The following is a 23,813-nucleotide window of genomic DNA, read 5'->3' as shown; positions in this document are numbered from 1 at the left end:
GCGAGGGCCGAACGTCAGGGCATAGACCTTTTGGTTACTTTTGGCTGGGCCGGCATTCCGGGCGTTTGCCAAAAGTGACCCGCCGTAAGGGCGGAACCCTAAGCCGCCGTTACCGCAGCAACGGATATGTACTCATAAACACCAAACACGAAGACCCAAGTCCGATAACCGCCCACAAAAAAAATGCCCCGATCTCTCAACCAGGGCATTTCACTCAAACCACGTAACCAGAGCTTAGTGCGAAACCGCCCCGCTCGCCCCAAGGCCAGTCTGCGAACGCACAAACTGCGGGAAGAACAGCGCCCGCTCGTTCTCGGCCGCCGCCGACTTGTCAGTGATCGAGAAGAACCAGATCCCGATGAACGCGATCACCATCGAGAACAGCGCCGGGTACTCGTAAGGGAAGATCGCCTTCTCATGATGCAGAATCTGCACCCAGATGGTCGGGCCAAGGATCATCAGCCCCACCGCACTCACCAGCCCCAACCAGCCACCGACCATCGCGCCGCGGGTGGTCAGCTTCTTCCAGTACATCGAAAGCAACAGCACCGGGAAGTTGCAGCTCGCCGCGATGGAGAACGCCAGGCCGACCATGAACGCGATGTTCTGGCTTTCGAACAGGATGCCCAGACCGATCGCCAGCACGCCCAGGGCGATGGTGGTGATCTTCGACACGCGAATCTCATCCTTGTCGTTGGCCTTGCCCTTCTTGATCACGCTGGCATACAGGTCGTGCGACACCGCCGAAGCACCGGCCAGGGTCAGACCGGCCACCACCGCCAGAATGGTCGCGAACGCCACCGCCGAGATGAAGCCGAGGAAGATGCTGCCACCCACCGCGTCAGCCAGGTGCACCGCCGCCATGTTGTTGCCGCCGAGCAGAGCGCCCGCCGCGTCCTTGAAAGCCGGGTTGGTGCTGACCAGCAGGATCGCGCCGAAGCCGATGATGAAGGTCAGGATGTAGAAGTAGCCAATGAAGCCGGTGGCGTACAGCACGCTCTTGCGCGCTTCTTTCGCATCACTCACGGTGAAGAAGCGCATCAGGATGTGTGGCAGGCCGGCAGTACCGAACATCAGGGCCAGACCGAGGGAGAACGCCGAAATCGGATCTTTCACCAAACCGCCCGGGCTCATGATCGCCTCACCTTTCGGGTGAACCTTGATCGCCTCGGAGAACAGCATGTTGAAGTCGAAGTTGACGTGCTTCATCACCATCAGCGCCATGAACGAGGCACCGGACAGCAACAGCACCGCCTTGATGATCTGCACCCAGGTGGTCGCTAGCATGCCGCCGAACAGCACGTACATGCACATCAGGATACCGACCAGAATCACCGCGACGTAGTAGTCGAGACCGAACAGCAGCTGGATCAGCTTGCCGGCACCCACCATTTGCGCGATCAGGTAGAACGCTACCACCACCAGCGAACCGCAGGCGGACAGAGTGCGGATCTGGGTTTGCCCGAGGCGGTAGGACGCCACGTCGGCAAAGGTGTATTTGCCCAGGTTACGCAGACGCTCGGCGATCAGGAACAGAATGATCGGCCAGCCCACCAGAAAGCCGATCGAGTAGATCAGGCCGTCGTAGCCGGAGGTGAACACCAGCGCGGAAATCCCCAGGAAGGACGCCGCCGACATGTAGTCACCGGCAATCGCCAGACCGTTCTGGAACCCGGTGATCTTGCCGCCCGCTGCATAGTAGTCGGCGGCCGATTTGTTGCGCTTGGACGCCCAGTAGGTGATGCACAAGGTGGCGCCGACGAACACCACGAACATGGCGATCGCGGAAACGTTGAGCGGTTGTTTGTGGACTTCGCCGGTCAAGGCGTCAGCGGCCCAGACGGCTGGCGCGAACGCTGCGATGCTCAAAAGAGCCAGTAGACGCCGGATCATTGCTGAGCCTCCTTGAGAATCGCATTGTTCAGGTCGTCAAACTCGCCATTGGCGCGCCGTACGTAGATCGCGGTCAGGATGAAGGCCGAGACAATCAGACCGACACCAATCGGAATACCCCAGGTAATCGACGACCCGGGACTGAGTTTCGCCCCGAGCACTTGCGGCCCGTATGCGATCAGCAGGATGAATCCGGAGTACAGCCCGAGCATGATCGCCGAGAGTATCCAGGCGAACTTTTCTCTTTTTCGCACCAGCTCCTTGAAGCGCGGGCTGTTTTGAATCGAGAGGTAAATGCTGTCGTTCATTGTTTTTATCCTCGCAGCACAGATTATTGTTGGAACGTATCCACTGTATGCGGCTGCGGAACGGGTTCCAGACGACCTTAGTATTAGAACGACATGACGTTTTCGCCAATTTTCAGCACACAAAAAAAATGTGGGAGCTGGCTTGCCAGCGATGGCGTCGTATCAGCCAACTAATCAGTTGACTGACAGACCGCTATCGCGGGCAAGCCCGCTCCCACAGGATGTGCGGTGAACCGAAGCGATTTTGGGTTATTTGGTCCAGTCAGCCACGCGATCCGGGTGCTTGGCGACCCAATCCTTGGCCGCCGCCTCAGGCTTGGCGCCGTCCTGGATGGCCAGCATGACTTCGCCGATCTCGTCTTTCGACGCCCACTGGAAGTTTTTCAAGAACTTGGCGACTTCCGGAGCCTTGGTCGCGAGTTCTTTGCTGCCGATGCTGTTCACGGTTTCAGCCGCGCCATACACACCTTTCGGGTCGTCGAGGAAGCGCAGTTTCCACTTGGCGAACATCCAGTGCGGCACCCAACCGGTGACGGCAATCGATTCGTTCTTCTTCTCCGCACGGGTCAGCTCGGCAATCATGCCGGCGCCGGAACTGGCCTTGAGCGTATATTTGTCGAGGCCGTAATCCTTGATCGCCTGATCGGTTTTGAGCATCACGCCTGAACCGGCGTCGATGCCGACGATGCGGTTCTTGAAGGTGTCATCGGTCTTGAGGTCTTCGATCGATTTGGCCTTGACGTACTCCGGCACGATCAGGCCGATTTTCGCGTCCTTGAAGTTCGGGCCGTAATCGACGACCAGATCCTTGTTCTTCGTCCAGTAATCGCCGTGGGTCACCGGCAGCCATGCCGAGAGCATCGCGTCGAGTTTGCCGGTGGCCACGCCCTGCCACATGATCCCGGTGGCGACGGCCTGCAGCTTCACGTCGTAACCGAGTTTCTGCTTGATCACTTCGGCCGCCACGTGGGTGGTCGCGACGCTGTCGGACCAGCCGTCAACGTAACCAATGTTCAGGGTCTGTTTTTCAGCGCTGGCGAATGTGGAACTCATCGCAAGTACCAGAGCGGCACCTGCGCCTAAAAGTCGTCGCATCTTCATCGTTTACTTCCCCGAAATGCTGCGCCCGACGGATGCCGGGCATCGTCAACGTATTGTTATGGTGCACAGCGCCCCCATCACGCCTGACCGCAAACTTGCTCGAATGCCAGCGGAGTACTGACGCTTTCGATCATCGGCCTGACGCCCGTAGCGACCTGCTCTGTCAGCGACCTCAATACAGCGAGAAACGACATCAGAAGGCCATTAATCGCCTCTGAATAATTGGCGCCAGACAATCCGCCCGAACTTTGCATGTGCAAATCATGCAGGCCACCAACCCACGGATAAATGCAGGTAACATGCGTCGCTTTGCAGCCACTCGGCCTGACCATGTCCGCGACTTCCCGCTTCCCGTTTGTTCCTTATCTCTTCGCCTGCCTGCTCGGCCTTTTTGCCCTTGGCGGTTTCTGGTACGGCCTCGGCAAACCGGTGATTCTGCCGGACGCTGCGACCCAGACGCACAAGTTGCAATGCGCCTCTTACACGCCGTTCGACAAAGATCAATCGCCGTTTGACGTGCCGTTCAAGCTGCGCCCGGAGCGCATGGACGCCGACCTCGCCCTGCTGGCGACGCGCTTCGAATGCATCCGCACCTACTCGATGACCGGCCTCGAAGCCCTGCCGCAACTGGCGCGCAAGCACGGTCTGAAGTTGATGATCGGCGCCTGGGTCAACAGCAACCCGGTGGACACCGAGAAAGAAGTCGACCTGCTGATTGCTTCGGCCAACGCCAACCCGGATGTGGTCAGCGCGGTGATCGTCGGCAACGAAGCGTTGCTGCGCAAGGAAGTCACCGGCGCGCAACTGGCGAAGCTGATCAACAAGGTCAAAAGCCAGGTCAAGCAACCGGTCACTTATGCCGATGTCTGGGAGTTCTGGCTCAAGCACCCGGAAGTCGCGCCGGCGGTGGATTTCCTGACCATTCACTTGCTGCCGTACTGGGAAGATGATCCGTCGAACATTGACGTCGCTCTGCAACATGTGGCGGATGTGCGTCAGGTGTTCGGCAACAAATTCGCGCCCAAAGACGTGATGATCGGCGAGACCGGCTGGCCCAGCGAAGGCCGCCAGCGTGAGACCGCCCTGCCGAGTCGGGTCAATGAGGCGAAGTTCATTCGCGGTTTTGTCGCGATGGCCGAGAAGGAAGGCTGGCATTACAACCTGATCGAAGCGTTCGACCAGCCATGGAAACGGGGCAGCGAAGGTGCGGTCGGCGGTTACTGGGGCCTGTTCGACGCCGATCGCCAGGACAAGGGCGTGCTCGCCGGGCCAGTGACCAATGTGCCGTACTGGAAGGAATGGCTGGGCGTCGGTGGGCTGATTTTCCTCGGCACGCTGCTACTCGGCGGCCGGGTTCGCACCACGCAATCGGCGTTGGTTCTGCCCCTGCTTGCGGCCGTTGCAGCCTGCTCTATCGGCGCCTGGGGCGATCTGGCGCGAGTGACCACGCGGTTTGCCAGCGAATGGCTGTGGGTTGGCTTGCTGACAGCGTTGAATCTGTTGGTGCTGGCGCATGCCGCGCTGACCTTGAGCAACCGTCAGGGTTGGCGTGAACGGGCGTTCCATCTGCTGGAACGGCGTGCTGGATGGCTGGTTGCCGTGGCCGGTTTTGCGGCGGCGGTGATGATGCTGGAGATGGTGTTCGACGCGCGTTATCGCAGTTTCGCCAGCATGGCGTTCATTCTGCCGGCGCTGGTTTTCGTGTGCCGTCCGGTCAGCGTGCCACGCCGGGAAATCGCCCTGCTGACCTTTATCATCGGCGCCGGCATTGCGCCGCAGCTGTATGAAGAAGGACTGTTGAATCAGCAGGCGTGGGGCTGGGCGCTGGTCAGTGGGTTGATGGTGGCGGCGCTGTGGCGCTGCCTGCGGGTTCGCAAAGGCTGATCTCCCGAGGCCAGTCTGGCCCCTTCGCGAGCAAGCCCGCTCCCACATTTAATCGGGTTCCTCCAGTTGGAATGCAATCGAATGTGGGAGCGGGCTTGCTCGCGAAGGCTGACTCTTAGGCGCTACGGGATGCCCGGACCAACCGCAATCCGCCAATCACCAGCGCAAACACCGCCAACGTCGTGTTGTACAACGCCAGCGCCGGCAGCCCGAACACCAACGCCAGCACCGCCAGCCACCACCCTGCCCGCCCCGGCAGCACAAAACCGAGCAGCGCCGCGCCCAACGCCGTCCAGCCCAACACCTTGAAGTGGATCATCAGCCCCAGGTTCGAACGCACCGAGCATTCCCAACGGCTCGCTTCATCGACGCAGATGCCAACCCACCGTCCGTCCTCCATGAAGCCATAACGCGCGCCATAACTGGCGGCCAGCCACAGCGGCAACAGCACGAGCAACAGAATCACGGGCAAGCGGCGGGACATGAAACTCTCCAATCAACGAAATCGGCGGCCAGCTTAATCGCCCTTGTACCGTTGGCAAGTACTAACAACTGTTAACTGGTCATCCGCGCCTTGCAAAGTGTATCGTCCAGCTACTATTACTCCGAATTCTGCCTGTTTGGTGCCGAGGCATGGCACTTTGGCGCAAGCCCGGTGGTCATAGCCTGCGAACTTCATTCGGCACCTTCCTTTAAGGGATCCAGTCATGCTCCGTTCCTTGCGCTTCGCCGCGCTGTTCAGCGGCCTTATTCTGAGTGCGTCCGCACTGGCGGTGGATATCGATGCCGCCAGTTATGGCTATCCCCTGACCAACCCGTTCGAGGCGACCATCGCCACCACGCCACCGGACCTGCGCCCGGAGTTGCCGTCGAACGACGAGATCAATCAGTCCGACCACAGCATCACCCTGCGCCCGGAACGGGCCTTCATCCTCCCGGACAATTTCTGGGCGGTGAAAAAACTCACCTACCGCATCGCCGAGCAGGACAAACCGGCGCCGCTGATCTTCCTGATCGCCGGTACCGGCGCGCGCTATGACAGCACGCTCAACGAGTACCTGAAGAAGCTCTACTACAAGGCCGGCTACCACGTCGTGCAGCTGTCGTCGCCCACCAGCTTCGACTTCATCAGCGCCGCTTCACGCTTCGCCACCCCGGGCATCACCAAGGAAGACGCCGAAGACATGTACCGGGTGATGCAGGCCGTGCGTGCGCAGCATCCGAAACTGCCGGTCACCGAGTACTACCTCAGCGGCTACAGCCTCGGCGCGCTGGATGCCGCGTTCGTCGCACACCTGGACGAGACCCGACGCAGCTTCAACTTCAAGAAAGTCCTGCTGCTCAACCCGCCGGTCAACCTCTACACCTCGATCAGCAACCTCGACAAGCTGGTACAGACCGAAGTGAAGGGCATCAACAACAGCACCACTTTTTATGAACTGGTGCTGAACAAGCTGACCCGCTACTTCCAGCAGAAAGGCTACATCGACCTCAATGACGCCCTGCTCTACGACTTCCAGCAGTCCAAGCAGCACCTGACCAACGAACAGATGGCGATGCTGATCGGCACCTCGTTCCGTTTCTCGGCGGCCGACATTGCCTTCACCTCCGACCTGATCAACCGTCGTGGCCTGATCACCCCGCCGAAATTCCCCATCACCGAAGGCACCAGCCTCACGCCGTTCCTCAAGCGTGCGCTGCAATGCGACTTCGACTGCTACCTGACCGAACAAGTGATTCCGATGTGGCGCGCGCGCACTGACGGCGGCAGCCTGCTGCAACTGATCGATCAGGTCAGCCTGTACGCACTCAAGGATTACCTGCACGACAGCCCGAAAATCGCCGTCATGCACAATGCTGATGACGTGATCCTCGGCCCGGGCGACCTCGGTTTCCTGCGCAAGACCTTTGGCGATCGCCTGACCGTTTACCCACTGGGCGGCCATTGCGGCAACCTTAACTACCGCGTCAACAGCGACGCCATGCTGGAGTTTTTCCGTGGCTAAATATCTCCTGCTGATTGCAGCGCTCCTCAGTGCAGGCGTGGCCCAGGCCGACAACAGCAAAGCCAACGCGCCGGTGGTGGTCGACAGCGATGGCTTCAAGGAGCCGCTGTCCAAACTCAAGTTCAACCCGGGGCTGGACCAGCGTGAGTTCGAGCGCTCGACGCTCAACGCACTCAACGTCTATGACCCGCTGGAGTCGTGGAACCGCCGCGTCTACCACTTCAACTACCGCTTCGACCAATGGGTGTTCCTGCCGGTGGTCGACGGCTATCGCTACGTGACGCCAAGCTTCCTGCGCACCGGGGTGAGTAACTTCTTCAACAACCTTGGTGACGTGCCGAACCTGGTCAACAGCCTGCTGCAGTTCAAGGGCAAGCGCTCGATGGAAACCACCGCGCGCCTGTTGCTCAACACCACTATTGGCATTGCCGGTCTGTGGGATCCGGCCACCGCCATGGGCCTGCCGCGCCAGAGCGAAGACTTCGGTCAGACCCTGGGCTTCTACGGCGTACCGGGCGGTGCCTACTTCGTGTTGCCGATCCTCGGCCCGTCGAACATTCGCGACACCGCCGGCCTCGCCGTGGACTACACCGCCGAATCGGCGATCAACTACCTGAACGTGTCGGAAGTCAGCTCCAACCACCCGGAAATCTGGGCCCTGCGTGCGGTCGACAAGCGCTACCAGACCAACTTCCGCTACGGTCAGATGAACTCGCCGTTCGAGTACGAGAAAGTGCGTTACGTCTACACCGAGTCGCGCAAGCTGCAGATCGCCGAGTAACCTCGGCGACAACAAAAAAGGGCCATTCGATGCGAGTCGAATGGCCCTTTTTCATGGATCACTGAAATCCAATGTGGGAGCGAGCCTGCTCGCGAATGCGGTGTCTCAGACCCGAAGGGGGTGGCTGACTCGACGCCTTCGCGAGCAGGCTCGCTCCCACAGGGTTATTGTGTTCAGCCTTTGATTGCGCGCCAGATTTTGCCGACCACCGAAACCACCGCCAGCACTGCCGCGCCCGCGATGATCCCCGCCACGCCATTGAGCAGCACAGGGACTGCGAACCCGGCGCTACCGGCCGCCACACCGACACTTTCAATCCAGTGATGCACCACGGGAATGCCGTGGGTGAGGATGCCGCCACCGACGAGGAACATTGCCGCCGTGCCGATCACCGACAGGCCTTTCATCATGTACGGGGCGGCGCGCAGGATTGCATTGCCGATGTTTTTTGCTGCCGTACCCGATTTCTGGGTCAGCCACAGGCCCAGATCGTCGAGTTTGACGATGCCGGCCACCAGGCCATAAACACCGACGGTCATGACGATAGCGATGCCGGACATGACGATCACTTGCTGGCTCAGCGATGCGTCGGCCACGGTACCAAGGGTAATGGCGATGATTTCCGCCGAGAGGATGAAGTCAGTGCGGATCGCGCCTTTGATCTTGTCCTTCTCGTAAGCCACCAGATCGGTGGTCGGCTCGGCCACCGCCGCGCTCAATTGCGCGTGGTCGGCATCAACTTCGGCCTTGCTGTGCAGGAACTTGTGCGCGAGTTTCTCGAAACCTTCGAAACACAGGTACGCGCCACCGACCATCAGCAGCGGCGTCACCAGCCACGGCACGAATGCACTGATCGCCAGCGCCGAGGGCACCAGAATCAGCTTGTTGAGGAACGAGCCCTTGGCGACCGCCCAGACCACAGGAATTTCCCGCTCGGCGCGCACCCCGGAGACTTGCTGGGCATTGAGCGCCAGATCGTCGCCGAGTACGCCGGCGGTCTTCTTCGCGGCCATTTTGCTCATCAACGCCACATCATCCAGAACGGTGGCAATATCGTCGATCAGCACCAGCAAACTGCTTCCTGCCATGAATCTTGTTTCCTTATGTGAATAATGTCGCGCAGCATACCGCGACTGCAGGCCACACGGGGCATTCTTGAGCCGTGCGCGAGGCCGGTGCTACCATGCGCAACCGCCAGAACAGGCAAGGAACCACCGGGTTTATGAGCACAATCCGCGAGCGCAACAAAGAACTGATCCTGCGTGCCGCCAGTGAGGAATTTGCCGACAAGGGCTTCGCTGCGACCAAAACCAGCGACATCGCCGCCAAGGCAGGATTGCCCAAGCCCAACGTCTACTACTACTTCAAATCCAAGGAAAACCTCTACCGCGAGGTCCTGGAAAGCATCATCGTGCCGATCCTGCAGGCTTCGACCCCGTTCAACCCGGACGGCGTACCGAGCGAAGTGCTCAGCGGCTACATCCGCTCGAAGATCCGCATCTCCCGCGACCTGCCCTTCGCCTCCAAGGTGTTCGCCAGCGAAATCATGCACGGCGCTCCGCACCTGAGCGCCGACCTGGTCGAGCAGCTCAACAGCCAGGCCAAGCACAACATCGACTGCATCCAGAGCTGGATCGACCGCGGCCAGATCGCCCCGATCGACCCCAACCACCTGATGTTCAGCATCTGGGCCGCGACCCAGACCTACGCCGATTTCGACTGGCAGATCTCTGCGGTCACCGGCAAGGACAAGCTCGACGAGGCGGATTACGAGGCGGCGGCGCAGACGATCATTCGGCTGGTGTTGAAAGGGTGTGAGCCGGACTGATAGACCGCGTTGAACGCTTCGCGAGCAGGCTCGCTCCCACAAGAGATTTATAACCGGCGAATATCCAATGTGGGAGCGAGCCTGCTCGCGAATGGCAGCAACTCGATATCAGCTCAACCCCAAATCGCATCCCACAGCGGATAGTCGCCAAGCTTCTGCACTAGACCAGCCCGCAACGGGTTGGCCACGATATACCGAGCCAACTTCACCAAATCTTCTTCTCTGCGCAATGCACGATCATGAAAGCCAGATTGCCAAAGACTGGTCTTTCGACCCGTCGAGAGATTCACGGCTTTGGTGCTGAGGGATTTTGTACGCTGCATCAACTCGCTGAGCGAACCACGCTTCAATTCAATCAGCCAATGAAAATGATCTGGCATGACGACCCAAGCCAACGAATTGGCAAACCCCATCGCCTCTGCGACGCGAAATTGGCTGGCGACCAATCGACCCAGTTCAATGTCGCTGAAAACAGGCTGCCTTCGCGCCGTATTGGTAGTCAGTAGGTAGATGCGGTTTTGTTCGGAGTAGCGACCAATGCGCAAACGATTTGAAGCAGATAGATCCAGCATTCCTTTGCCTTTTCATGTCCTGATGATGAAAAGGCTAGTTCAGTGAATTTCCGAGCAAGCGTCAGACTTTTAGCAAGATGTGTACGGAAGATCGCCTTCGCGAGCAGGCTCGCTCCCACAGGGGACTCGGGTATTCAGACATTTTGTGTCTAAACACAAATCCAATGTGGGAGTGAGCCTGCTCGCGAAGGCGATTAATCAGGCGCTAGGGATTAAGCCGCCACCCCCGCATCCGCCCTCAAATCCAGCGCCTCCACCGCTTTAATCGCCACCTGCTCATCAATATCCGACAGATCGCCGCTAATCCCGATCGCCCCCAGCACATTCCCCGCCTGATCACGGATCAACACCCCGCCCGGAGCCGGGACGACGCTGCCCTGGCCCATGCTGTTGAGTGCGGCGATGAAGGCCGGGCGTTGTTGGGCGTCCAGCGCCAGCAGGCGTGAGCCCTTGCCCAGGGCGATGGCGCCCCAGGCTTTGCCGATGGCGATATTCGGGCGCAGCAGGCTGGCGCCGTCTTCGCGTTGCAGGGTGATCAGGTGGCCGCCGGTATCGAGTACCGCGATGGTCAGCGGCGCGGCGTTGATCCCGCGCCCGGTGCTGATGGCTTCGTTGACCAGGTTGACTGCGACTTTCAAGGTTAAAGCGCTCATGGTGCCGTCCTCATTTTGTTATTGGGAAAGTCGTGGGGCTGCGCTCAAGTGCCGCAGACCGATGCCACAAATAGAACACAATGAATTATTTTTTTGTATACAATAATTTTCGAAAGGCGCCACATGCGACGAAAAGCCACAGCAAAACCGGCTTCCGACGAATGAAACAGACGCTTGAGAAAATGGATTGACCTGCGCCGTCCGCCGTGAATACACTCTGCGCAAAGCCACTTGTATACAATTACAAAACGTAAAGAGGCACAAAACCATGAGCAAAATGAGAGCAATCGAAGCCGCCGTTCTGGTGATGCGCCGTGAAGGGGTTGATACCGCTTTTGGCATTCCGGGTGCTGCGATCAACCCGCTGTACTCCGCCCTGCAGAAAGTCGGTGGCATCGATCACGTCCTCGCTCGCCACGTCGAAGGCGCGTCACACATGGCCGAGGGTTACACCCGCACCAAGGCCGGCAACATCGGCGTGTGCATCGGTACGTCCGGCCCTGCCGGTACCGACATGGTCACCGGGCTCTACAGCGCCTCGGCCGACTCGATCCCGATCCTCTGCATCACCGGCCAGGCACCCCGCGCCCGTATGCACAAGGAAGACTTCCAGGCGGTCGACATCACCAGCATCGTCAAGCCCGTCACCAAGTGGGCGACCACCGTTCTTGAGCCGGGCCAGGTGCCTTACGCGTTCCAGAAAGCCTTCTATGAAATGCGCTCCGGTCGTCCAGGCCCGGTGCTGATCGACCTGCCGTTCGACGTGCAGATGGCTGAAATCGAATTCGACATCGATGCTTACCAGCCGCTGCCGTTGGCCAAGCCAACCGCGACCCGCGTTCAGGTCGAGAAGGCGCTGGCCCTGCTTGATCAGGCCGAGCGTCCATTGCTGGTGGCCGGTGGCGGCATCATCAACGCCGACGCCAGCGATCTGCTGGTGGAGTTCGCCGAGCTGACCGGTATTCCGGTGATCCCGACCCTGATGGGCTGGGGCACCATTCCCGATGATCACCCGCTGATGGTCGGCATGGTCGGTCTGCAGACGTCGCACCGTTACGGCAACGCCACGCTGCTCAAATCCGACGTGGTACTGGGTATCGGCAACCGTTGGGCCAACCGCCACACCGGTTCGGTGGATGTCTACACCGAAGGGCGCAAGTTCATTCACGTCGACATCGAAGGCACGCAGATCGGCCGTGTGTTCACCCCGGACCTGGGCATCGTCTCCGACGCTGCTGCGGCGCTGACCGTGTTCATCGAAGTCGCCCGTGAATGGCAAGCCGCTGGCAAGCTGAAAAACCGTAGCGCCTGGCTGCAGGATTGCCAGCAGCGCAAGGCCAGCCTGCAGCGCAAGACCCACTTCGACAGCGTACCGGTCAAGCCGCAGCGCGTTTACGAAGAGATGAACCAGGTGTTCGGCAAGGACACTTGCTACGTCAGCACCATTGGTCTGTCGCAGATTGCCGGCGCGCAGTTCCTGCACGTCTACAAGCCGCGTCACTGGATCAACTGCGGTCAGGCCGGCCCGTTGGGCTGGACCATTCCGGCGGCGCTGGGCGTGGTCAAGGCCGATCCGAGCCGGAAAGTCGTGGCCCTGTCAGGGGACTATGACTTCCAGTTCATGATCGAGGAGTTGGCGGTCGGCGCTCAGTTCAAACTGCCTTACATCCACGTCGTGGTGAACAACTCGTACCTGGGGTTGATCCGTCAGGCCCAGCGCGGGTTCGAAATGGACTACTGCGTGCAGCTGTCCTTCGATAACCTGAACGCGCCGGAACTCAACGGTTACGGTGTCGACCACATCGCAGTCGCCGAAGGCCTCGGCTGTAAAGCCCTGCGGGTGTTCGAACCGTCGGAAATCGCCCCTGCCCTGCGCAAGGCCGAACAGATGATCGAAGAGTTCAAGGTACCGGTGATCGTCGAAATCATCCTGGAGCGTGTGACCAACATCTCTATGGGGACCGAGATCAACGCCGTCAACGAATTCGAAGACCTCGCACTGGTCGGCAACGACGCGCCAACGGCGATTTCGTTGCTCGACTGAACGTAACTGGCGCCCTCTCCCTCCGGGAGAGGGCTGGGGTGAGGGAGCGATTTTGTGTCGTTCGGGGAATTGGGGGCCAACCCTGATTCCCCCCTCACCCTAACCCTCTCCCCCTGGAGAGGGGACTGATTGGGTTTAGTCTGACCACCCGCGTCAAAACCGTTTTAGGAGACCACCATGCCGCGTTTCGCTGCCAACCTGTCCATGCTGTTCACCGAACAGGATTTCCTTGCCCGTTTCGACGCCGCCGCCAAGGCCGGTTTCAGTGGTGTGGAATACCTGTTCCCGTACGACTTCAGCTCTGCCGAAATCAAGGCCAGGCTCGATGCCAACGGTCTGACCCAAGTGCTGTTCAACCTGCCGGCCGGTGACTGGGCCAAGGGCGAGCGCGGAATCGCGTGTCTGCCGGATCGCGTTGAAGAGTTCCGCGCCGGGGTCGATCTGGCGATTGCCTACGCGCAAGTGCTGGGCAACACCCAGGTCAACTGCTTGGCCGGTATTCGTCCGCAAGGCGTGGACGATGCCACCGTGGAAAAAACCTTCGTCGCCAACCTCAAATATGCAGCCGACAAGCTGCAAGCGGCGGGTATCAAACTGGTGATGGAAGCGATCAACACCCGCGACATCCCGAGCTTCTACCTGAACAACACGGCGCAAGCCCTGTCGATTCGCGAGCAGGTCGGCAGCGCCAACCTGTTCCTGCAATACGACATCTACCACATGCAAATCATGGAAGGCGATCTGGCTCGCACCCTGCAATCGCACCTGGCCGAGATCAACCACGTGCAGCTCGCGGACAACCCGGGGCGCAACGAACCGGGCACCGGTGAAATCAACTACCGGTTCCTGTTCGAACACCTGGATCGCATTGGTTATCAGGGTTGGGTGGGTTGCGAATACAAGCCGCTGACCACCACTGAAGCGGGTCTTGGCTGGTTGAAAACCCACAACGCCATTTAAGAACACTGCAAAAAAACCTGTGGGAGCGGGCTTGCTCGCGAATGCGGTGGTTCAGTCAACATGGATATTGAATGTTCCACCGCATTCGCGAGCAAGCCCGCTCCCACCCAAAGCAACACCCCCTATTTCGCTTGAGCAAGACAAAAACAAGAGGATTTTCTCATGGCTAAAATCGGATTTATCGGCACCGGCATCATGGGCCACCCAATGGCTTCGAACCTGCAGAAAGCCGGTCACAGCCTGTTCCTGTCGGCGCACCACGACGCCGCTCCGGCCGATCTGGTCGCCGCTGGCGCCGTCGCCCTGGCCAACCCGCGCGAAGTGGCGCAGGAAGCTGAATTCATCATTGTCATGGTGCCGGACACCCCGCAGGTCGATGACGTGCTGTTCCGCGCCGACGGCGTCGCTGCCGGCATCGGCAAAGGCAAAGTCGTGATCGACATGAGCTCGATCTCGCCGACCGCCACCAAAGCCTTCGCCAAGAAGATCAACGAGAAAGGCGCGCAATACCTCGACGCGCCAGTGTCCGGTGGGGAAGTCGGCGCCAAGGCTGCGACCCTGAGCATCATGGTCGGTGGCGATGCCGATGCCTTCGAACGCGCCCTGCCGCTGTTCCAGGCCATGGGCAAGAACATCACTCTGGTCGGTGGCAACGGCGACGGTCAGACCGCCAAAGTGGCGAACCAGATCATCGTCGCGCTGAACATTCAGGCCGTGGCTGAAGCCCTGCTGTTCGCTTCGAAAAACGGTGCTGATCCGGCCAAGGTGCGTGAAGCGCTGATGGGCGGTTTCGCTTCGTCGAAGATCCTCGAAGTGCACGGCGAGCGCATGATCAAAGGCACCTTCGATCCGGGCTTCCGTATCAGCCTGCACCAGAAGGACCTGAACCTGGCCCTGCAAGGCGCAAAGGAGCTGAACATCAACCTGCCGAACACCGCCAACGCCCAGCAAGTGTTCAGCACCTGCGCGGCGATCGGTGGCAGCAACTGGGACCACTCGGCGCTGATCAAGGGTCTGGAACACATGGCCAACTTCTCGATTCGCGACAAAAAATAAAGCCTGCACAAAACCCTGTGGGAGCGAGCCTGCTCGCGAAAACGGTTGCACATTCAACATCGATGTTGGCTGACACACCGCCTTCGCGAGCAGGCTCGCTCCCACAAGGGGTCCGAGTTGCCCTTTCGAATAACAAGAATTCCGGGAGCCCGCCATGTCGGTCGATCCGCAACAACTGCTGCGCGAGCTGTTTGCCACAGCCATCGACGCGGCCCATCCGAACCAGGTCCTCGAAGCCCATCTGCCTGCCGATCGCACGGGTCGGGTGATCGTCATCGGCGCCGGCAAGGCCGCAGCCGCCATGGCCCAGGTGGTCGAGCGCTGCTGGCAGGGTGAAGTATCCGGTCTGGTGGTGACCCGTTACGGTCACGGCGCTCCGTGCGAAAAAATCGAAGTGGTCGAAGCCGCGCATCCGGTACCGGACGCTGCCGGCCTGGCCGTGGCCAATCGCGTGCTGGAACTGGTCAGCAATCTGACTGAAGACGACCGCGTGATCTTCCTGCTGTCCGGCGGCGGTTCTGCCCTGCTCGCGCTGCCAGCCGAAGGCATCACCCTGGCCGACAAGCAGTCGATCAACAAAGCCCTGCTTAAATCCGGCGCGACCATCGGCGAGATGAACTGCGTGCGCAAGCACCTCTCGGCGATCAAGGGCGGCCGCCTCGGCAAGGCTTGCTGGCCTGCCACCGTCTACACCTACGCAATTTCCGATGTGCCGGGCGACCTCGCCACGGTCATCGCCTCCGGCCCGACCGTGGCCGACCCGAGCACTTCGGCCGAAGCGCTGGCGATCCTCAAGCGCTACAACATTGAAGTCCCGGCGTCGGTGCGCAACTGGCTGCAAAGCCCGGAATCGGAAACGGTCAAACCCGGTGATCCGAGCCTCGCTCGCAGCCATTTCCAGTTGATCGCCCGCCCGCAGCAATCGCTGGATGCAGCGGCGGTGAAATGCCGTCAGGCCGGTTTCAGCACACTGATCCTCGGCGACCTCGAAGGTGAATCCCGCGAGGTGGCGAAGGTCCACGCCGGCATCGCTCGGCAGATCATCAACCATGGTCAGCCGTTGGCGGCGCCGTGCGTGATTCTTTCCGGCGGCGAAACTACCGTGACCGTGCGCGGCAATGGCCGCGGCGGGCGCAACGCCGAATTCCTCTTGAGCCTCACCGACAGCCTCAAGGGCCAGCCCGGCGTCTACGCGCTGGCCGGCGACACCGACGGCATCGACGGTTCGGAAGACAACGCCGGCGCAATCATGACCCCGGACAGCTACGCCCGCGCCGCCGCCCTCGGTTTGAGCGCCAGCGACGAGCTGGATAACAACAACGGTTACGGCTACTTCGAGGCGCTCGATGCGCTGATCGTCACCGAGCCGACCCGCACCAACGTCAACGACTTCCGCGCCATCCTGATCCTTGAGAACTGCAAATCATGACGCCTGATAAAAAGGTCAAAATCCTCGCCACCCTCGGGCCTGCCGTCGATGGCATCGAAGACATCCGTGAACTGGTCGAGGCCGGGGTCAACATCTTCCGCCTGAACTTCAGCCACGGCGATCACGCCGACCACGCCAAGCGCTATCAGTGGATCCGCGAAGTCGAGCGCCAGCTCAACTATCCACTGGGGATCCTGATGGATTTGCAGGGGCCGAAACTGCGCGTCGGCAAGTTCGCCGACGGTAAGGTGCAACTGCATCGCGGTCAGGCGTTCCGCCTCGATCTGGACGCCACACCCGGCGATGAACGCCGGGTGAACCTGCCGCATCCGGAGATCATCGCCGCGCTCGAAGCGGGCATGGATCTGCTGCTGGATGACGGCAAACTGCGCCTGCGCGTGGTCAGCAAATACTCCGACGCGATCGACACCACCGTGCTCAACGGTGGCGAACTGTCGGACCGCAAAGGCGTGAACGTGCCGCAGGCGGTGCTCGATTTGAGCCCGCTGACCGCCAAGGATCGCCGCGACCTGAGCTTCGGTCTGGAGCTGGGCGTGGACTGGGTGGCTCTGTCGTTCGTGCAGCGTCCGCAGGACATTCTCGAAGCCCGCGAACTGATCGGCGACAAGGCCTTTCTGATGGCGAAAATCGAGAAGCCGTCAGCGGTTGAACAACTGCGCGAAATCGCCGAACTGAGCGACGCGATCATGGTCGCTCGCGGCGATCTCGGTGTCGAAGTGCCGGCGGAAAGCGTGCCGCAGATCCAGAAGAACATCATCAGCACCTGCCGCGAACTCGGCAAACCGGTGGTGGTGGCGACGCAGATGCTCGAATCGATGCGCTTCTCCCCGGCACCGACCCGTGCTGAAGTCACTGACGTGGCCAACGCTGTGGCTGAAGGCGCGGACGCAGTGATGCTTTCGGCGGAAACCGCATCCGGTGAATACCCGCTGGAAGCGGTGCAGATGATGAGCAAGATCATTCGCCAAGTGGAAAACGGCCCGGATTATCAGACCCAACTCGATGTCAGCCGACCGAAAGCCGAAGCGACGGTGTCCGATGCCATCAGTTGCGCGATCCGCCGCATCAGCAATGTGCTGCCGGTGGCAGTGCTGGTCAACTACAGTGAATCGGGCGCTTCGACGTTGCGTGCAGCGCGGGAGCGGCCGAAAGCGCCGATCCTCAACCTGACGCCGAACCTGCAAACGGCACGACGTTTGAGTGTGGCGTGGGGTATTCATTCGGTGGTCAACGATCGCCTGCGTCAGGTCGATGAAGTGTGTTCGACCGCGCTAGAAATCGCTCAGGCGCAAGGCATGGCCGAGCGTGGCGATACGCTGCTGATCACTGCGGGGGTGCCGTTCGGGCAGCCTGGTTCGACTAACTCGCTACGGATTGAAACATTGATTTAGCGCCTGTACCGGCCTCTTCGCGAGCAGGCTCGCTCCCACAGTTGATTTGTGTGCATCACAAACTCAATGACTGAACAAAGATTCAATGTGGGAGCCAGCCTGCTGGCGAAGAAGGCAACTCGGTTTCACTGACTTTCAGAACTGCCCATGCCTGCCAATCATTTCAACACCCACTGCCCCGACTGGGCCGAGGCTTTGCTCAACGGTTTCAGTCAGATATTCCTCCAGCGCCACCCGCTATGCGGCCTGTTGTGCCTGCTGGCGATCCTGCTCACTGCGCCGGTGCTGTTTGCCGGCGCGCTGCTCGGGGCGGTCGCTGGATTGCTCACTGCACAGCGACGTAACTATGCCAAGGCTGATCGTCAGGCCGGTTTGTTCAGCTATAACGGCGTGCTGCTCGGCTTGTTGCTGAGCCCGTATTTCCCTTGGTCACCGCTGCTGCCGCCGCTGATTCTGGCGGCTGGCGGCCTCAGTGCGATGGTCACTCAGCAATGGCTCAAACACGTGTACCGCAATCGATCGATACCGGCTTACACCTCGCCGTTCGTGGCCATCGGCTGGATCTTGCTGCTGTTCGCCGAGCCATCCGCGCCGACAGCGCACATCGAGATGAACACGCTGAATTTGCTCGCCGCTGAGTTGCGTGGACTGGGTCAGGTGATGTTCCTTGATCATCCACTGGCCGGCGCATTGATCGCCATTGGCTTGTTGATCGCTGATCGCCGCGCCTTTTGCTGGGCATTATTCGCGTCAGCCATCGGCCTTGCGTCCAGTCTGCTGCACCACGAAACCGGCGCGGCATTGCTGGGACTGGGCAGTTACAACGCGGTACTCGCCGCCCTCGCCTTCAGTGCGCAGCGCCAGCAACCGTGGCTGTCGCTGCTGGGCATCGTCCTTGCGCTGCTGGTCACCCCGCTGTTCGTCGCTCTCGGTCTGGCGACGCTGACCGCGCCGTTCATCCTCGCTTGCTGGCTGATCCGCGCCGGGATCCAGATGCTTGGCAAAGCGGCCGTCGACGCCACGCCTTGCGCACAGGGGGACAATCAACCTAGGCTGCGCTGATCTTCAATTCAGGCGTTATCCATGGACAGCAGCAACAGTTGGCGCGAACGGCTTTACGTGATGATTTTCCAGAGCGACACCCTCGCCGGGCGGCGCTTCGACGGCACCTTGCTGTTGATCATCCTTGCCAGCCTGGTGGTGGTGATGCTCGACAGCATCGACAGCATTCACCAGAACTACGCCGATGTGCTGGCCTACATCGAGTGGGGCTTCACCATCATTTTTCTCGGTGAGTACATCCTGCGGTTGTATTGCTCACCGAAACCATTGCGCTACGCCTTCAGTTTCTACGGACTGGTGGATCTGCTGGCGATCGTGCCGGGGATCCTGGCGCTGTATTACAGCGATGCGCAGTACCTGCTGATCATCCGCATCATTCGGATGCTGCGGATCTTCCGGGTGCTCAAGCTCAGCCCGTACCTCAAGCAAGCCAACTACCTGATGTCGGCGCTGCGCGGCAGCAAGCAGAAAATCGTGGTGTTTCTGGTCAGCGTCTGCACCCTGGTGACGGTGTTCGGCACCCTGATGTACGTGATCGAAGGCCCGGAACATGGCTTCACCAGCATCCCCAAAGGCATCTATTGGGCTATCGTGACCCTGACCACCGTCGGCTTCGGCGACATCGTGCCCAAGACCCCGCTGGGTCAGGTAATTTCTTCGCTGGTGATGATCACCGGTTACTCGATCATCGCCGTGCCCACCGGGATTTTCACGGCGGAACTGGCCAACGCCATGCGCGGCGAACAGCTGCAACATGACTGCCCGGTGTGCAAGAAAAACAGCCATGAACAGAACGCAGCGTTTTGCTCGCGGTGCGGCAGTCAGCTGTTTAAGAAAGTGGAATAAGCACAGAGCTTTTTAATCTTTAAACGACTATGCCAGCCCGGCTATAGTCGCTGGCAAAACGGTATCACCCCCGACCGTTATCACCGACACAACAAGGAATGCGCAGTGAAAAAACTCTTTGGCGCCTCACTTCTCGCCGCCGGTCTTGCCTTTGGCAGCGTGGCTCAAGCCGCACCGACCCTGCTTAACGTCTCCTATGACGTCATGCGCGATTTCTACAAGGATTACAACACTGCGTTCCAGAAACACTGGCAGGCCGAGCACAACGAAAACATCACCGTGCAAATGTCCTTCGGCGGTTCGAGCAAGCAGGCGCGTTCGGTGATCGACGGCCTGCCGGCTGACGTCATCACCATGAACATGGCGACCGACATCAACGCCCTCGCCGACAACGGCAAACTGGTGCCGGAAAACTGGGTCAGCCGCCTGCCGAACAACAGCGCACCGTTCACCTCGGCCACCGTGTTCATCGTCCGCAAAGGCAACCCGAAAGCCCTGAAAGACTGGCCGGACCTGCTCAAGGACGGCGTGCAAGTGATCGTGCCGAACCCGAAAACTTCGGGCAACGGCCGCTACACCTACCTCTCGGCCTGGGGCTACGTGCTGAAAAATGGCGGTGACGAGAACAAGGCCAAGGACTTCGTCGGCAAACTGTTCAAGCAAGCGCCGGTGCTCGATACCGGTGGCCGCGCCGCGACTACCACGTTCATGACCAACCAGATCGGCGACGTACTGGTGACCTTCGAAAACGAAGCCGAGATGATCGCTCGCGAGTTCGGTCGCGATCAGTTCGAAGTGATCTACCCAAGCGTCTCCGCCGAGGCCGAACCACCGGTATCGGTGGTCGACAAAGTGGTCGACAAGAAAGGCACCCGCGCCGCTGCCGACGAATACCTGAAATACCTGTGGTCGCCGGAAGGTCAAGAAATCGCCGCTGCCAACTACTTGCGTCCACGGGACCCGGCAGTGCTGGCGAAGTACACCGACCGTTTCCCGAAAGTCGACTTCCTGTCGGTTGAAAAGACCTTCGGTGACTGGCGTTCAGTGCAGAAGACCCACTTCAATGATGGCGGGATCTTTGATCAGATTTATACCGGCCAGTAAGGCTTAGGCCGTAACGAAAAAGGCGACCTCAACAGGTCGCCTTTTTTGTGGGCATTGGAAATCACCACACTTCCCCCTGTGGGAGCGAGCAAGCCCGCTCCCACAGGGGATTGTTTGTCAGCCAGTTACATCGGTGGGGTCACGCCATCCTTGCCGGCGGAAATCGATTGCGCCGTCAACGTGCCGTCTGCGTCCTGGGTCACGAAGCTGACAATCTTCACCCCGACCTTGAGCAAGCTGCGATCCCCCGGCGTCAGGTTAACGATCGGCACGTCCTCCGGTACCAGAATCTTCTGCTGCCCGCCCTTGTAGTTGACGGTCAGCACCCGGCCATTGCTGACCACCAGATCACCGACGCTGCCATTGGTCATGCTGCTGCCCTTGGCCAGATCAAACGGCCGATGACCGTCACCGCTGCCGGCCAGTTCCGGCGGGAATACGTGCACTTCCAGCGCCTTGAGCGTGCCATCCTCCTGCGGCATGGCGGCCGAGCCAATGTAGCTGCCGGGTTTGATGTCTTCGATATTCGCCAGCGTGACGGCACGCACCTTGGTGTCCGCATTCAACCGGATCACCACATTCTCGCCGCTGTTGACGTGGACTTTCAGCGAGTCGGCGCTGACCCCGGTGATCTCGCCGCGCACGCCGAGACGCATACCCGGGGCATCGGCGGCCTGCACCGCAGTGGCACTGAGCAGGCCGATCAAAGCAATCGTGGTGGTGTGACGCAGCAGCTGGCGCAACATGGCAATCCTCCGGTGATGAGCAGTAAAAGCGCAGTGGTAAACATAAGCACGCTATCGAAGAAGATGTAAGTGAATGTATCATCAGCCCTCCCCGGCCGGACGCAAGGTTCGCCGATGGACGACACCGCCGTTGAAGCCAATCATTCCGCAACGGAATAACTGATATCGATACAAGGCTTCTACCGCCGCTTCGGTGCGTCCCTTAGCCTCACCGCATTCCCTTTCGCTGGATCGAGAAACCTTATGAACGCCACAACTCACGCAATGACCCGAGGCATGGTGCTGCTGTTCGCCTTCTGCTGCGGCGCGATCGTCGCCAACATTTACTACGCGCAACCCATCATCGGGCTGATCGCGCCGGACATTGGTCTTTCCGACACCATGGCCAGCTTCATCGTCTCGCTGACGCAGATCGGTTATGCGCTGGGCCTGTTCTTCCTGGTGCCGCTGGGCGACCTGCTGGAAAACCGCCGACTGATGATCATCACCACTGTAGTGGCGATTGCCAGCCTGCTCGGTGCAGCGTTCACCAGCCAGCCGAATGTGTTTTTGCTGATCTCGTTGCTGGTGGGCTTCAGTTCGGTGTCGGTGCAGATCCTGATTCCGCTGGCCGCGCATCTGGCGCCGGAAGAATCCCGGGGCCGGGTGGTCGGCGGGATCATGGGCGGCTTGTTGCTGGGCATTCTGCTGGCGCGACCGGTGTCGAGCGTGGTGGCTGACCATTTCGGCTGGCGTGCGATGTTCATGATTGCTGCGGCGTTGATGGCAGCGATCAGCGTGGTGCTGGCGCTGACCGTGCCCAAGCGCCAACCGGATCACAGCGCGTCCTACGGCCAGTTGCTCGGCTCACTGTGGACGCTGCTGCGCCAACAACCGGTGCTGCGTCAGCGGGCGTTTTATCAAGGCTGCATGTTCGCCACCTTCAGCCTGTTCTGGACAGCGGTGCCGCTGGAACTGGCGCGCAACCATGGCCTGTCGCAAAGCGAGATCGCGATCTTCGCGCTGGTCGGCGCCATCGGTGCAATCGCCGCGCCGATCAGCGGACGCCTGGCTGACGCTGGCCACACCCGCATCGCTTCCTTGCTGGCCATGCTGTTCGCCAGCCTGAGCTTCCTGCCGGCCTTCATTCACCCGGCCTACAGCGTCATCGGCCTCGCGGTGACCGGCGTGGTACTGGACTTCTGCGTGCAGATGAACATGGTTCTCGGCCAGCGCGCGGTCTACTCGCTGGACGCCAAAAGCCGTGGTCGCCTGAATGCGCTATACATGACCAGCATCTTCATCGGCGGCGCCTTCGGCTCGTCGGTTGCCAGTGCGGTGTATGAGCATGGCGGCTGGTTGTGGATCGTGATTGTCGGCAGCGCGTTCCCGCTGCTGGCGCTGTTGCGGTTTTTGAGTGCTTCGCAGCGTGGTTCTTTGGCAACGGCATAGGCATCCAGGCTCGCTCCCACAGGTTGCTCACTGGGCCTGTGGGAGCGAAGACGCTTAATACCGAACCAGTTTTTCCATCGCCGCATCCGCCAGAAACGAAGAGCGGCTTTTGACATTGTGTTCACGCACATAACGATCGATGCGCTGGATCACATAGCCTGGCAACGTCACGTTGACCTTCTCGGTCTTGCCCATGTACGGCGAGATATCCAGCTCGAGCATCCCCCAGCCCATGTCGGCAAACTCCGGATTATTGCGATGCGCCGCTGCCGACGTCGGCATCGGAATCGATTCCCCGTCCGCCGCCATCTCCTGCAACATGAGATGGGCGACTTCAACGGCTGCGTTATAGGCGTCCTCGAAAGTGTCCCCGGCCGTGACGGCGCCGGGAATGTCAGGTATCTGAATACCGATGGCGGTGTTGTCGTCACCCCATTCGATGCAGATCGGATATTGCATTATGGATCTCCCTTGTAGCTGGCTGGCGGGTGGTACAACCCGGCACGCCTCCTGATGCTTTTGACCGTCCCCAGCGGCAAATCCTTTTTAGGGTGAGGAACGGGAATGGTGTACGGGTTGTAACGATGCGTGAAGATGTGATGACTGCCGGTGACTCGATCCAGCGTCCAGCCTGCCTCCTCCAGCTCCTTGATCAATAGCCTGCTTTGCACCTACCGCCTCCTTGCTTCGGCCGAAC

General features: G+C 60.1%; 23 protein-coding genes. 13 read left to right on the top strand and 10 right to left on the bottom strand.

Annotated features, from left to right (window positions below; genetic code table 11):
• Nucleotides 1-234: 234 nt before the first annotated feature.
• The 3 genes from H043_RS0123730 to H043_RS0123720 all read right to left on the bottom strand — a co-directional run bounded on the left by H043_RS0123730 (nucleotide 235) and on the right by H043_RS0123720 (nucleotide 3,302).
• Entirely contained in the window at nucleotides 235-1,893 is a 1,659-nt protein-coding gene (locus H043_RS0123730; protein ID WP_027613951.1) for a cation acetate symporter, read from the bottom strand.
• Nucleotides 1,890-2,201 carry a DUF485 domain-containing protein gene (locus tag H043_RS0123725; RefSeq protein ID WP_027613950.1) on the bottom strand — a complete coding sequence of 104 codons (312 nt, stop codon included), beginning with the start codon at nucleotides 2,199-2,201 and terminating at the stop codon, nucleotides 1,890-1,892. The genes H043_RS0123730 and H043_RS0123725 overlap by 4 nt, the downstream gene beginning before the upstream one ends.
• A gap of 249 nt (nucleotides 2,202-2,450) precedes the next feature.
• The gene (locus tag H043_RS0123720; RefSeq protein ID WP_027613949.1) at nucleotides 2,451-3,302 is read right to left on the bottom strand and encodes a glycine betaine ABC transporter substrate-binding protein; all 852 of its coding nucleotides are present in this window, start codon (nucleotides 3,300-3,302) and stop codon (nucleotides 2,451-2,453) included.
• Nucleotides 3,303-3,590: 288 nt separating this feature from the next.
• Between H043_RS0123720 and H043_RS0123710 the strand changes: the two genes are divergently transcribed.
• A complete protein-coding gene (locus tag H043_RS0123710; RefSeq protein WP_027613948.1) occupies nucleotides 3,591-5,186 on the top strand; it encodes a beta-1,6-glucan synthase in 1,596 nt (531 codons plus the stop codon).
• 115 nt (nucleotides 5,187-5,301) lie between these two features.
• Here the strand turns inward: H043_RS0123710 and H043_RS0123705 are convergent, their stop codons facing one another.
• Complete coding sequence (locus H043_RS0123705; RefSeq protein WP_027613947.1) at nucleotides 5,302-5,670, bottom strand: hypothetical protein; 369 nt, start codon at nucleotides 5,668-5,670, stop codon at nucleotides 5,302-5,304.
• A 223-nt stretch (nucleotides 5,671-5,893) separates the two neighbouring features.
• Here H043_RS0123705 and H043_RS0123700 point away from each other — a divergent pair, with 223 nt between their 5' ends.
• Nucleotides 5,894-7,192 (top strand): serine/threonine protein kinase, encoded by a 1,299-nt coding sequence (locus tag H043_RS0123700; protein WP_027613946.1) that lies wholly within the window; start codon nucleotides 5,894-5,896, stop codon nucleotides 7,190-7,192.
• Nucleotides 7,185-7,973 carry a VacJ family lipoprotein gene (locus H043_RS0123695; RefSeq protein WP_007969640.1) on the top strand — a complete coding sequence of 263 codons (789 nt, stop codon included), beginning with the start codon at nucleotides 7,185-7,187 and terminating at the stop codon, nucleotides 7,971-7,973. Before H043_RS0123700 ends, H043_RS0123695 begins: the two co-directional genes overlap by 8 nt.
• A 173-nt stretch (nucleotides 7,974-8,146) precedes the next feature.
• On the opposite strand, the gene H043_RS0123690 is transcribed toward H043_RS0123695, so the two are convergent.
• On the bottom strand, nucleotides 8,147-9,061 hold the full coding sequence (locus tag H043_RS0123690; RefSeq protein ID WP_027613945.1) for a DUF808 domain-containing protein: 915 nt from the start codon (nucleotides 9,059-9,061) through the stop codon (nucleotides 8,147-8,149).
• Nucleotides 9,062-9,195: 134 nt separating this feature from the next.
• Between H043_RS0123690 and H043_RS0123685 the strand changes: the two genes are divergently transcribed.
• On the top strand, nucleotides 9,196-9,801 hold the full coding sequence (locus tag H043_RS0123685) for a TetR/AcrR family transcriptional regulator (protein WP_007969638.1): 606 nt from the start codon (nucleotides 9,196-9,198) through the stop codon (nucleotides 9,799-9,801).
• A gap of 113 nt (nucleotides 9,802-9,914) precedes the next feature.
• Here the strand turns inward: H043_RS0123685 and H043_RS0123680 are convergent, their stop codons facing one another.
• Nucleotides 9,915-10,373 (bottom strand): transposase, encoded by a 459-nt coding sequence (locus H043_RS0123680; RefSeq protein ID WP_027613944.1) that lies wholly within the window; start codon nucleotides 10,371-10,373, stop codon nucleotides 9,915-9,917.
• A gap of 212 nt (nucleotides 10,374-10,585) precedes the next feature.
• Nucleotides 10,586-11,026 (bottom strand): heme-binding protein, encoded by a 441-nt coding sequence (locus H043_RS0123675; protein ID WP_027613943.1) that lies wholly within the window; start codon nucleotides 11,024-11,026, stop codon nucleotides 10,586-10,588.
• Nucleotides 11,027-11,294: 268 nt separating this feature from the next.
• Here H043_RS0123675 and gcl point away from each other — a divergent pair, with 268 nt between their 5' ends.
• From gcl to H043_RS0123635, 8 genes are all read left to right on the top strand, one after another.
• A complete protein-coding gene (gene gcl, locus H043_RS0123670) occupies nucleotides 11,295-13,070 on the top strand; it encodes a glyoxylate carboligase (RefSeq protein ID WP_027613942.1) in 1,776 nt (591 codons plus the stop codon).
• Nucleotides 13,071-13,247: 177 nt separating this feature from the next.
• Complete coding sequence (gene hyi / locus H043_RS0123665; RefSeq protein WP_027613941.1) at nucleotides 13,248-14,030, top strand: hydroxypyruvate isomerase; 783 nt, start codon at nucleotides 13,248-13,250, stop codon at nucleotides 14,028-14,030.
• 162 nt (nucleotides 14,031-14,192) lie between these two features.
• Complete coding sequence (locus tag H043_RS0123660; protein WP_003222962.1) at nucleotides 14,193-15,086, top strand: 2-hydroxy-3-oxopropionate reductase; 894 nt, start codon at nucleotides 14,193-14,195, stop codon at nucleotides 15,084-15,086.
• A 154-nt stretch (nucleotides 15,087-15,240) separates the two neighbouring features.
• Entirely contained in the window at nucleotides 15,241-16,515 is a 1,275-nt protein-coding gene (locus H043_RS0123655) for a glycerate kinase (protein ID WP_027613940.1), read from the top strand.
• The gene (gene pyk, locus H043_RS0123650) at nucleotides 16,512-17,927 is read left to right on the top strand and encodes a pyruvate kinase (RefSeq protein ID WP_007961656.1); all 1,416 of its coding nucleotides are present in this window, start codon (nucleotides 16,512-16,514) and stop codon (nucleotides 17,925-17,927) included. Before H043_RS0123655 ends, pyk begins: the two co-directional genes overlap by 4 nt.
• A gap of 147 nt (nucleotides 17,928-18,074) precedes the next feature.
• Complete coding sequence (locus H043_RS0123645) at nucleotides 18,075-18,989, top strand: urea transporter (RefSeq protein WP_027613939.1); 915 nt, start codon at nucleotides 18,075-18,077, stop codon at nucleotides 18,987-18,989.
• A gap of 21 nt (nucleotides 18,990-19,010) precedes the next feature.
• Complete coding sequence (locus H043_RS0123640) at nucleotides 19,011-19,835, top strand: ion transporter (protein ID WP_027613938.1); 825 nt, start codon at nucleotides 19,011-19,013, stop codon at nucleotides 19,833-19,835.
• A 105-nt stretch (nucleotides 19,836-19,940) separates the two neighbouring features.
• Nucleotides 19,941-20,939, top strand: coding sequence for a sulfate ABC transporter substrate-binding protein (locus tag H043_RS0123635; RefSeq protein ID WP_027613937.1), 999 nt, complete (start codon nucleotides 19,941-19,943; stop codon nucleotides 20,937-20,939).
• Between the two features lie 125 nt (nucleotides 20,940-21,064).
• Here the strand turns inward: H043_RS0123635 and H043_RS0123630 are convergent, their stop codons facing one another.
• On the bottom strand, nucleotides 21,065-21,685 hold the full coding sequence (locus H043_RS0123630) for a DUF5666 domain-containing protein (protein ID WP_027613936.1): 621 nt from the start codon (nucleotides 21,683-21,685) through the stop codon (nucleotides 21,065-21,067).
• A 243-nt stretch (nucleotides 21,686-21,928) separates the two neighbouring features.
• Here H043_RS0123630 and H043_RS0123625 point away from each other — a divergent pair, with 243 nt between their 5' ends.
• Nucleotides 21,929-23,116 carry an MFS transporter gene (locus H043_RS0123625; protein WP_003222953.1) on the top strand — a complete coding sequence of 396 codons (1,188 nt, stop codon included), beginning with the start codon at nucleotides 21,929-21,931 and terminating at the stop codon, nucleotides 23,114-23,116.
• Between the two features lie 54 nt (nucleotides 23,117-23,170).
• On the opposite strand, the gene H043_RS0123620 is transcribed toward H043_RS0123625, so the two are convergent.
• Nucleotides 23,171-23,575 (bottom strand): type II toxin-antitoxin system HicB family antitoxin, encoded by a 405-nt coding sequence (locus H043_RS0123620; RefSeq protein WP_007961664.1) that lies wholly within the window; start codon nucleotides 23,573-23,575, stop codon nucleotides 23,171-23,173.
• The gene (locus H043_RS0123615; protein WP_027613935.1) at nucleotides 23,575-23,787 is read right to left on the bottom strand and encodes a type II toxin-antitoxin system HicA family toxin; all 213 of its coding nucleotides are present in this window, start codon (nucleotides 23,785-23,787) and stop codon (nucleotides 23,575-23,577) included. Before H043_RS0123615 ends, H043_RS0123620 begins: the two co-directional genes overlap by 1 nt.
• Nucleotides 23,788-23,813: the final 26 nt, after the last annotated feature.

It is taken from the genome of Pseudomonas sp. URIL14HWK12:I6, from assembly GCF_000514195.1.
GTDB lineage: Bacteria > Pseudomonadota > Gammaproteobacteria > Pseudomonadales > Pseudomonadaceae > Aquipseudomonas > Aquipseudomonas putida_A.
The sequence above is the reverse complement of the archived record's forward strand: the minus strand, read 5'-3'. Positions and strand labels throughout refer to the sequence as shown.

Bases quoted from the DNA above. Each gene is read 5' to 3' on its own strand.
- H043_RS0123730 (WP_027613951.1), bottom strand. From the start codon at position 1,893: ATGATCCGGCGTCTACTGGCTCTTTTGAGCATCGCAGCGTTCGCGCCA.
- H043_RS0123725 (WP_027613950.1), bottom strand. From the start codon at position 2,201: ATGAACGACAGCATTTACCTCTCGATTCAAAACAGCCCGCGCTTCAAG.
- H043_RS0123720 (WP_027613949.1), bottom strand. From the start codon at position 3,302: ATGAAGATGCGACGACTTTTAGGCGCAGGTGCCGCTCTGGTACTTGCG.
- H043_RS0123710 (WP_027613948.1), top strand. From the start codon at position 3,591: ATGCAGGTAACATGCGTCGCTTTGCAGCCACTCGGCCTGACCATGTCC.
- H043_RS0123705 (WP_027613947.1), bottom strand. From the start codon at position 5,670: ATGTCCCGCCGCTTGCCCGTGATTCTGTTGCTCGTGCTGTTGCCGCTG.
- H043_RS0123700 (WP_027613946.1), top strand. From the start codon at position 5,894: ATGCTCCGTTCCTTGCGCTTCGCCGCGCTGTTCAGCGGCCTTATTCTG.
- H043_RS0123690 (WP_027613945.1), bottom strand. From the start codon at position 9,061: ATGGCAGGAAGCAGTTTGCTGGTGCTGATCGACGATATTGCCACCGTT.
- H043_RS0123685 (WP_007969638.1), top strand. From the start codon at position 9,196: ATGAGCACAATCCGCGAGCGCAACAAAGAACTGATCCTGCGTGCCGCC.
- H043_RS0123680 (WP_027613944.1), bottom strand. From the start codon at position 10,373: ATGCTGGATCTATCTGCTTCAAATCGTTTGCGCATTGGTCGCTACTCC.
- H043_RS0123675 (WP_027613943.1), bottom strand. From the start codon at position 11,026: ATGAGCGCTTTAACCTTGAAAGTCGCAGTCAACCTGGTCAACGAAGCC.
- gcl (WP_027613942.1), top strand. From the start codon at position 11,295: ATGAGCAAAATGAGAGCAATCGAAGCCGCCGTTCTGGTGATGCGCCGT.
- hyi (WP_027613941.1), top strand. From the start codon at position 13,248: ATGCCGCGTTTCGCTGCCAACCTGTCCATGCTGTTCACCGAACAGGAT.
- H043_RS0123660 (WP_003222962.1), top strand. From the start codon at position 14,193: ATGGCTAAAATCGGATTTATCGGCACCGGCATCATGGGCCACCCAATG.
- H043_RS0123655 (WP_027613940.1), top strand. From the start codon at position 15,241: ATGTCGGTCGATCCGCAACAACTGCTGCGCGAGCTGTTTGCCACAGCC.
- pyk (WP_007961656.1), top strand. From the start codon at position 16,512: ATGACGCCTGATAAAAAGGTCAAAATCCTCGCCACCCTCGGGCCTGCC.
- H043_RS0123645 (WP_027613939.1), top strand. From the start codon at position 18,075: ATGCCTGCCAATCATTTCAACACCCACTGCCCCGACTGGGCCGAGGCT.
- H043_RS0123640 (WP_027613938.1), top strand. From the start codon at position 19,011: ATGGACAGCAGCAACAGTTGGCGCGAACGGCTTTACGTGATGATTTTC.
- H043_RS0123630 (WP_027613936.1), bottom strand. From the start codon at position 21,685: ATGTTGCGCCAGCTGCTGCGTCACACCACCACGATTGCTTTGATCGGC.
- H043_RS0123625 (WP_003222953.1), top strand. From the start codon at position 21,929: ATGAACGCCACAACTCACGCAATGACCCGAGGCATGGTGCTGCTGTTC.
- H043_RS0123620 (WP_007961664.1), bottom strand. From the start codon at position 23,575: ATGCAATATCCGATCTGCATCGAATGGGGTGACGACAACACCGCCATC.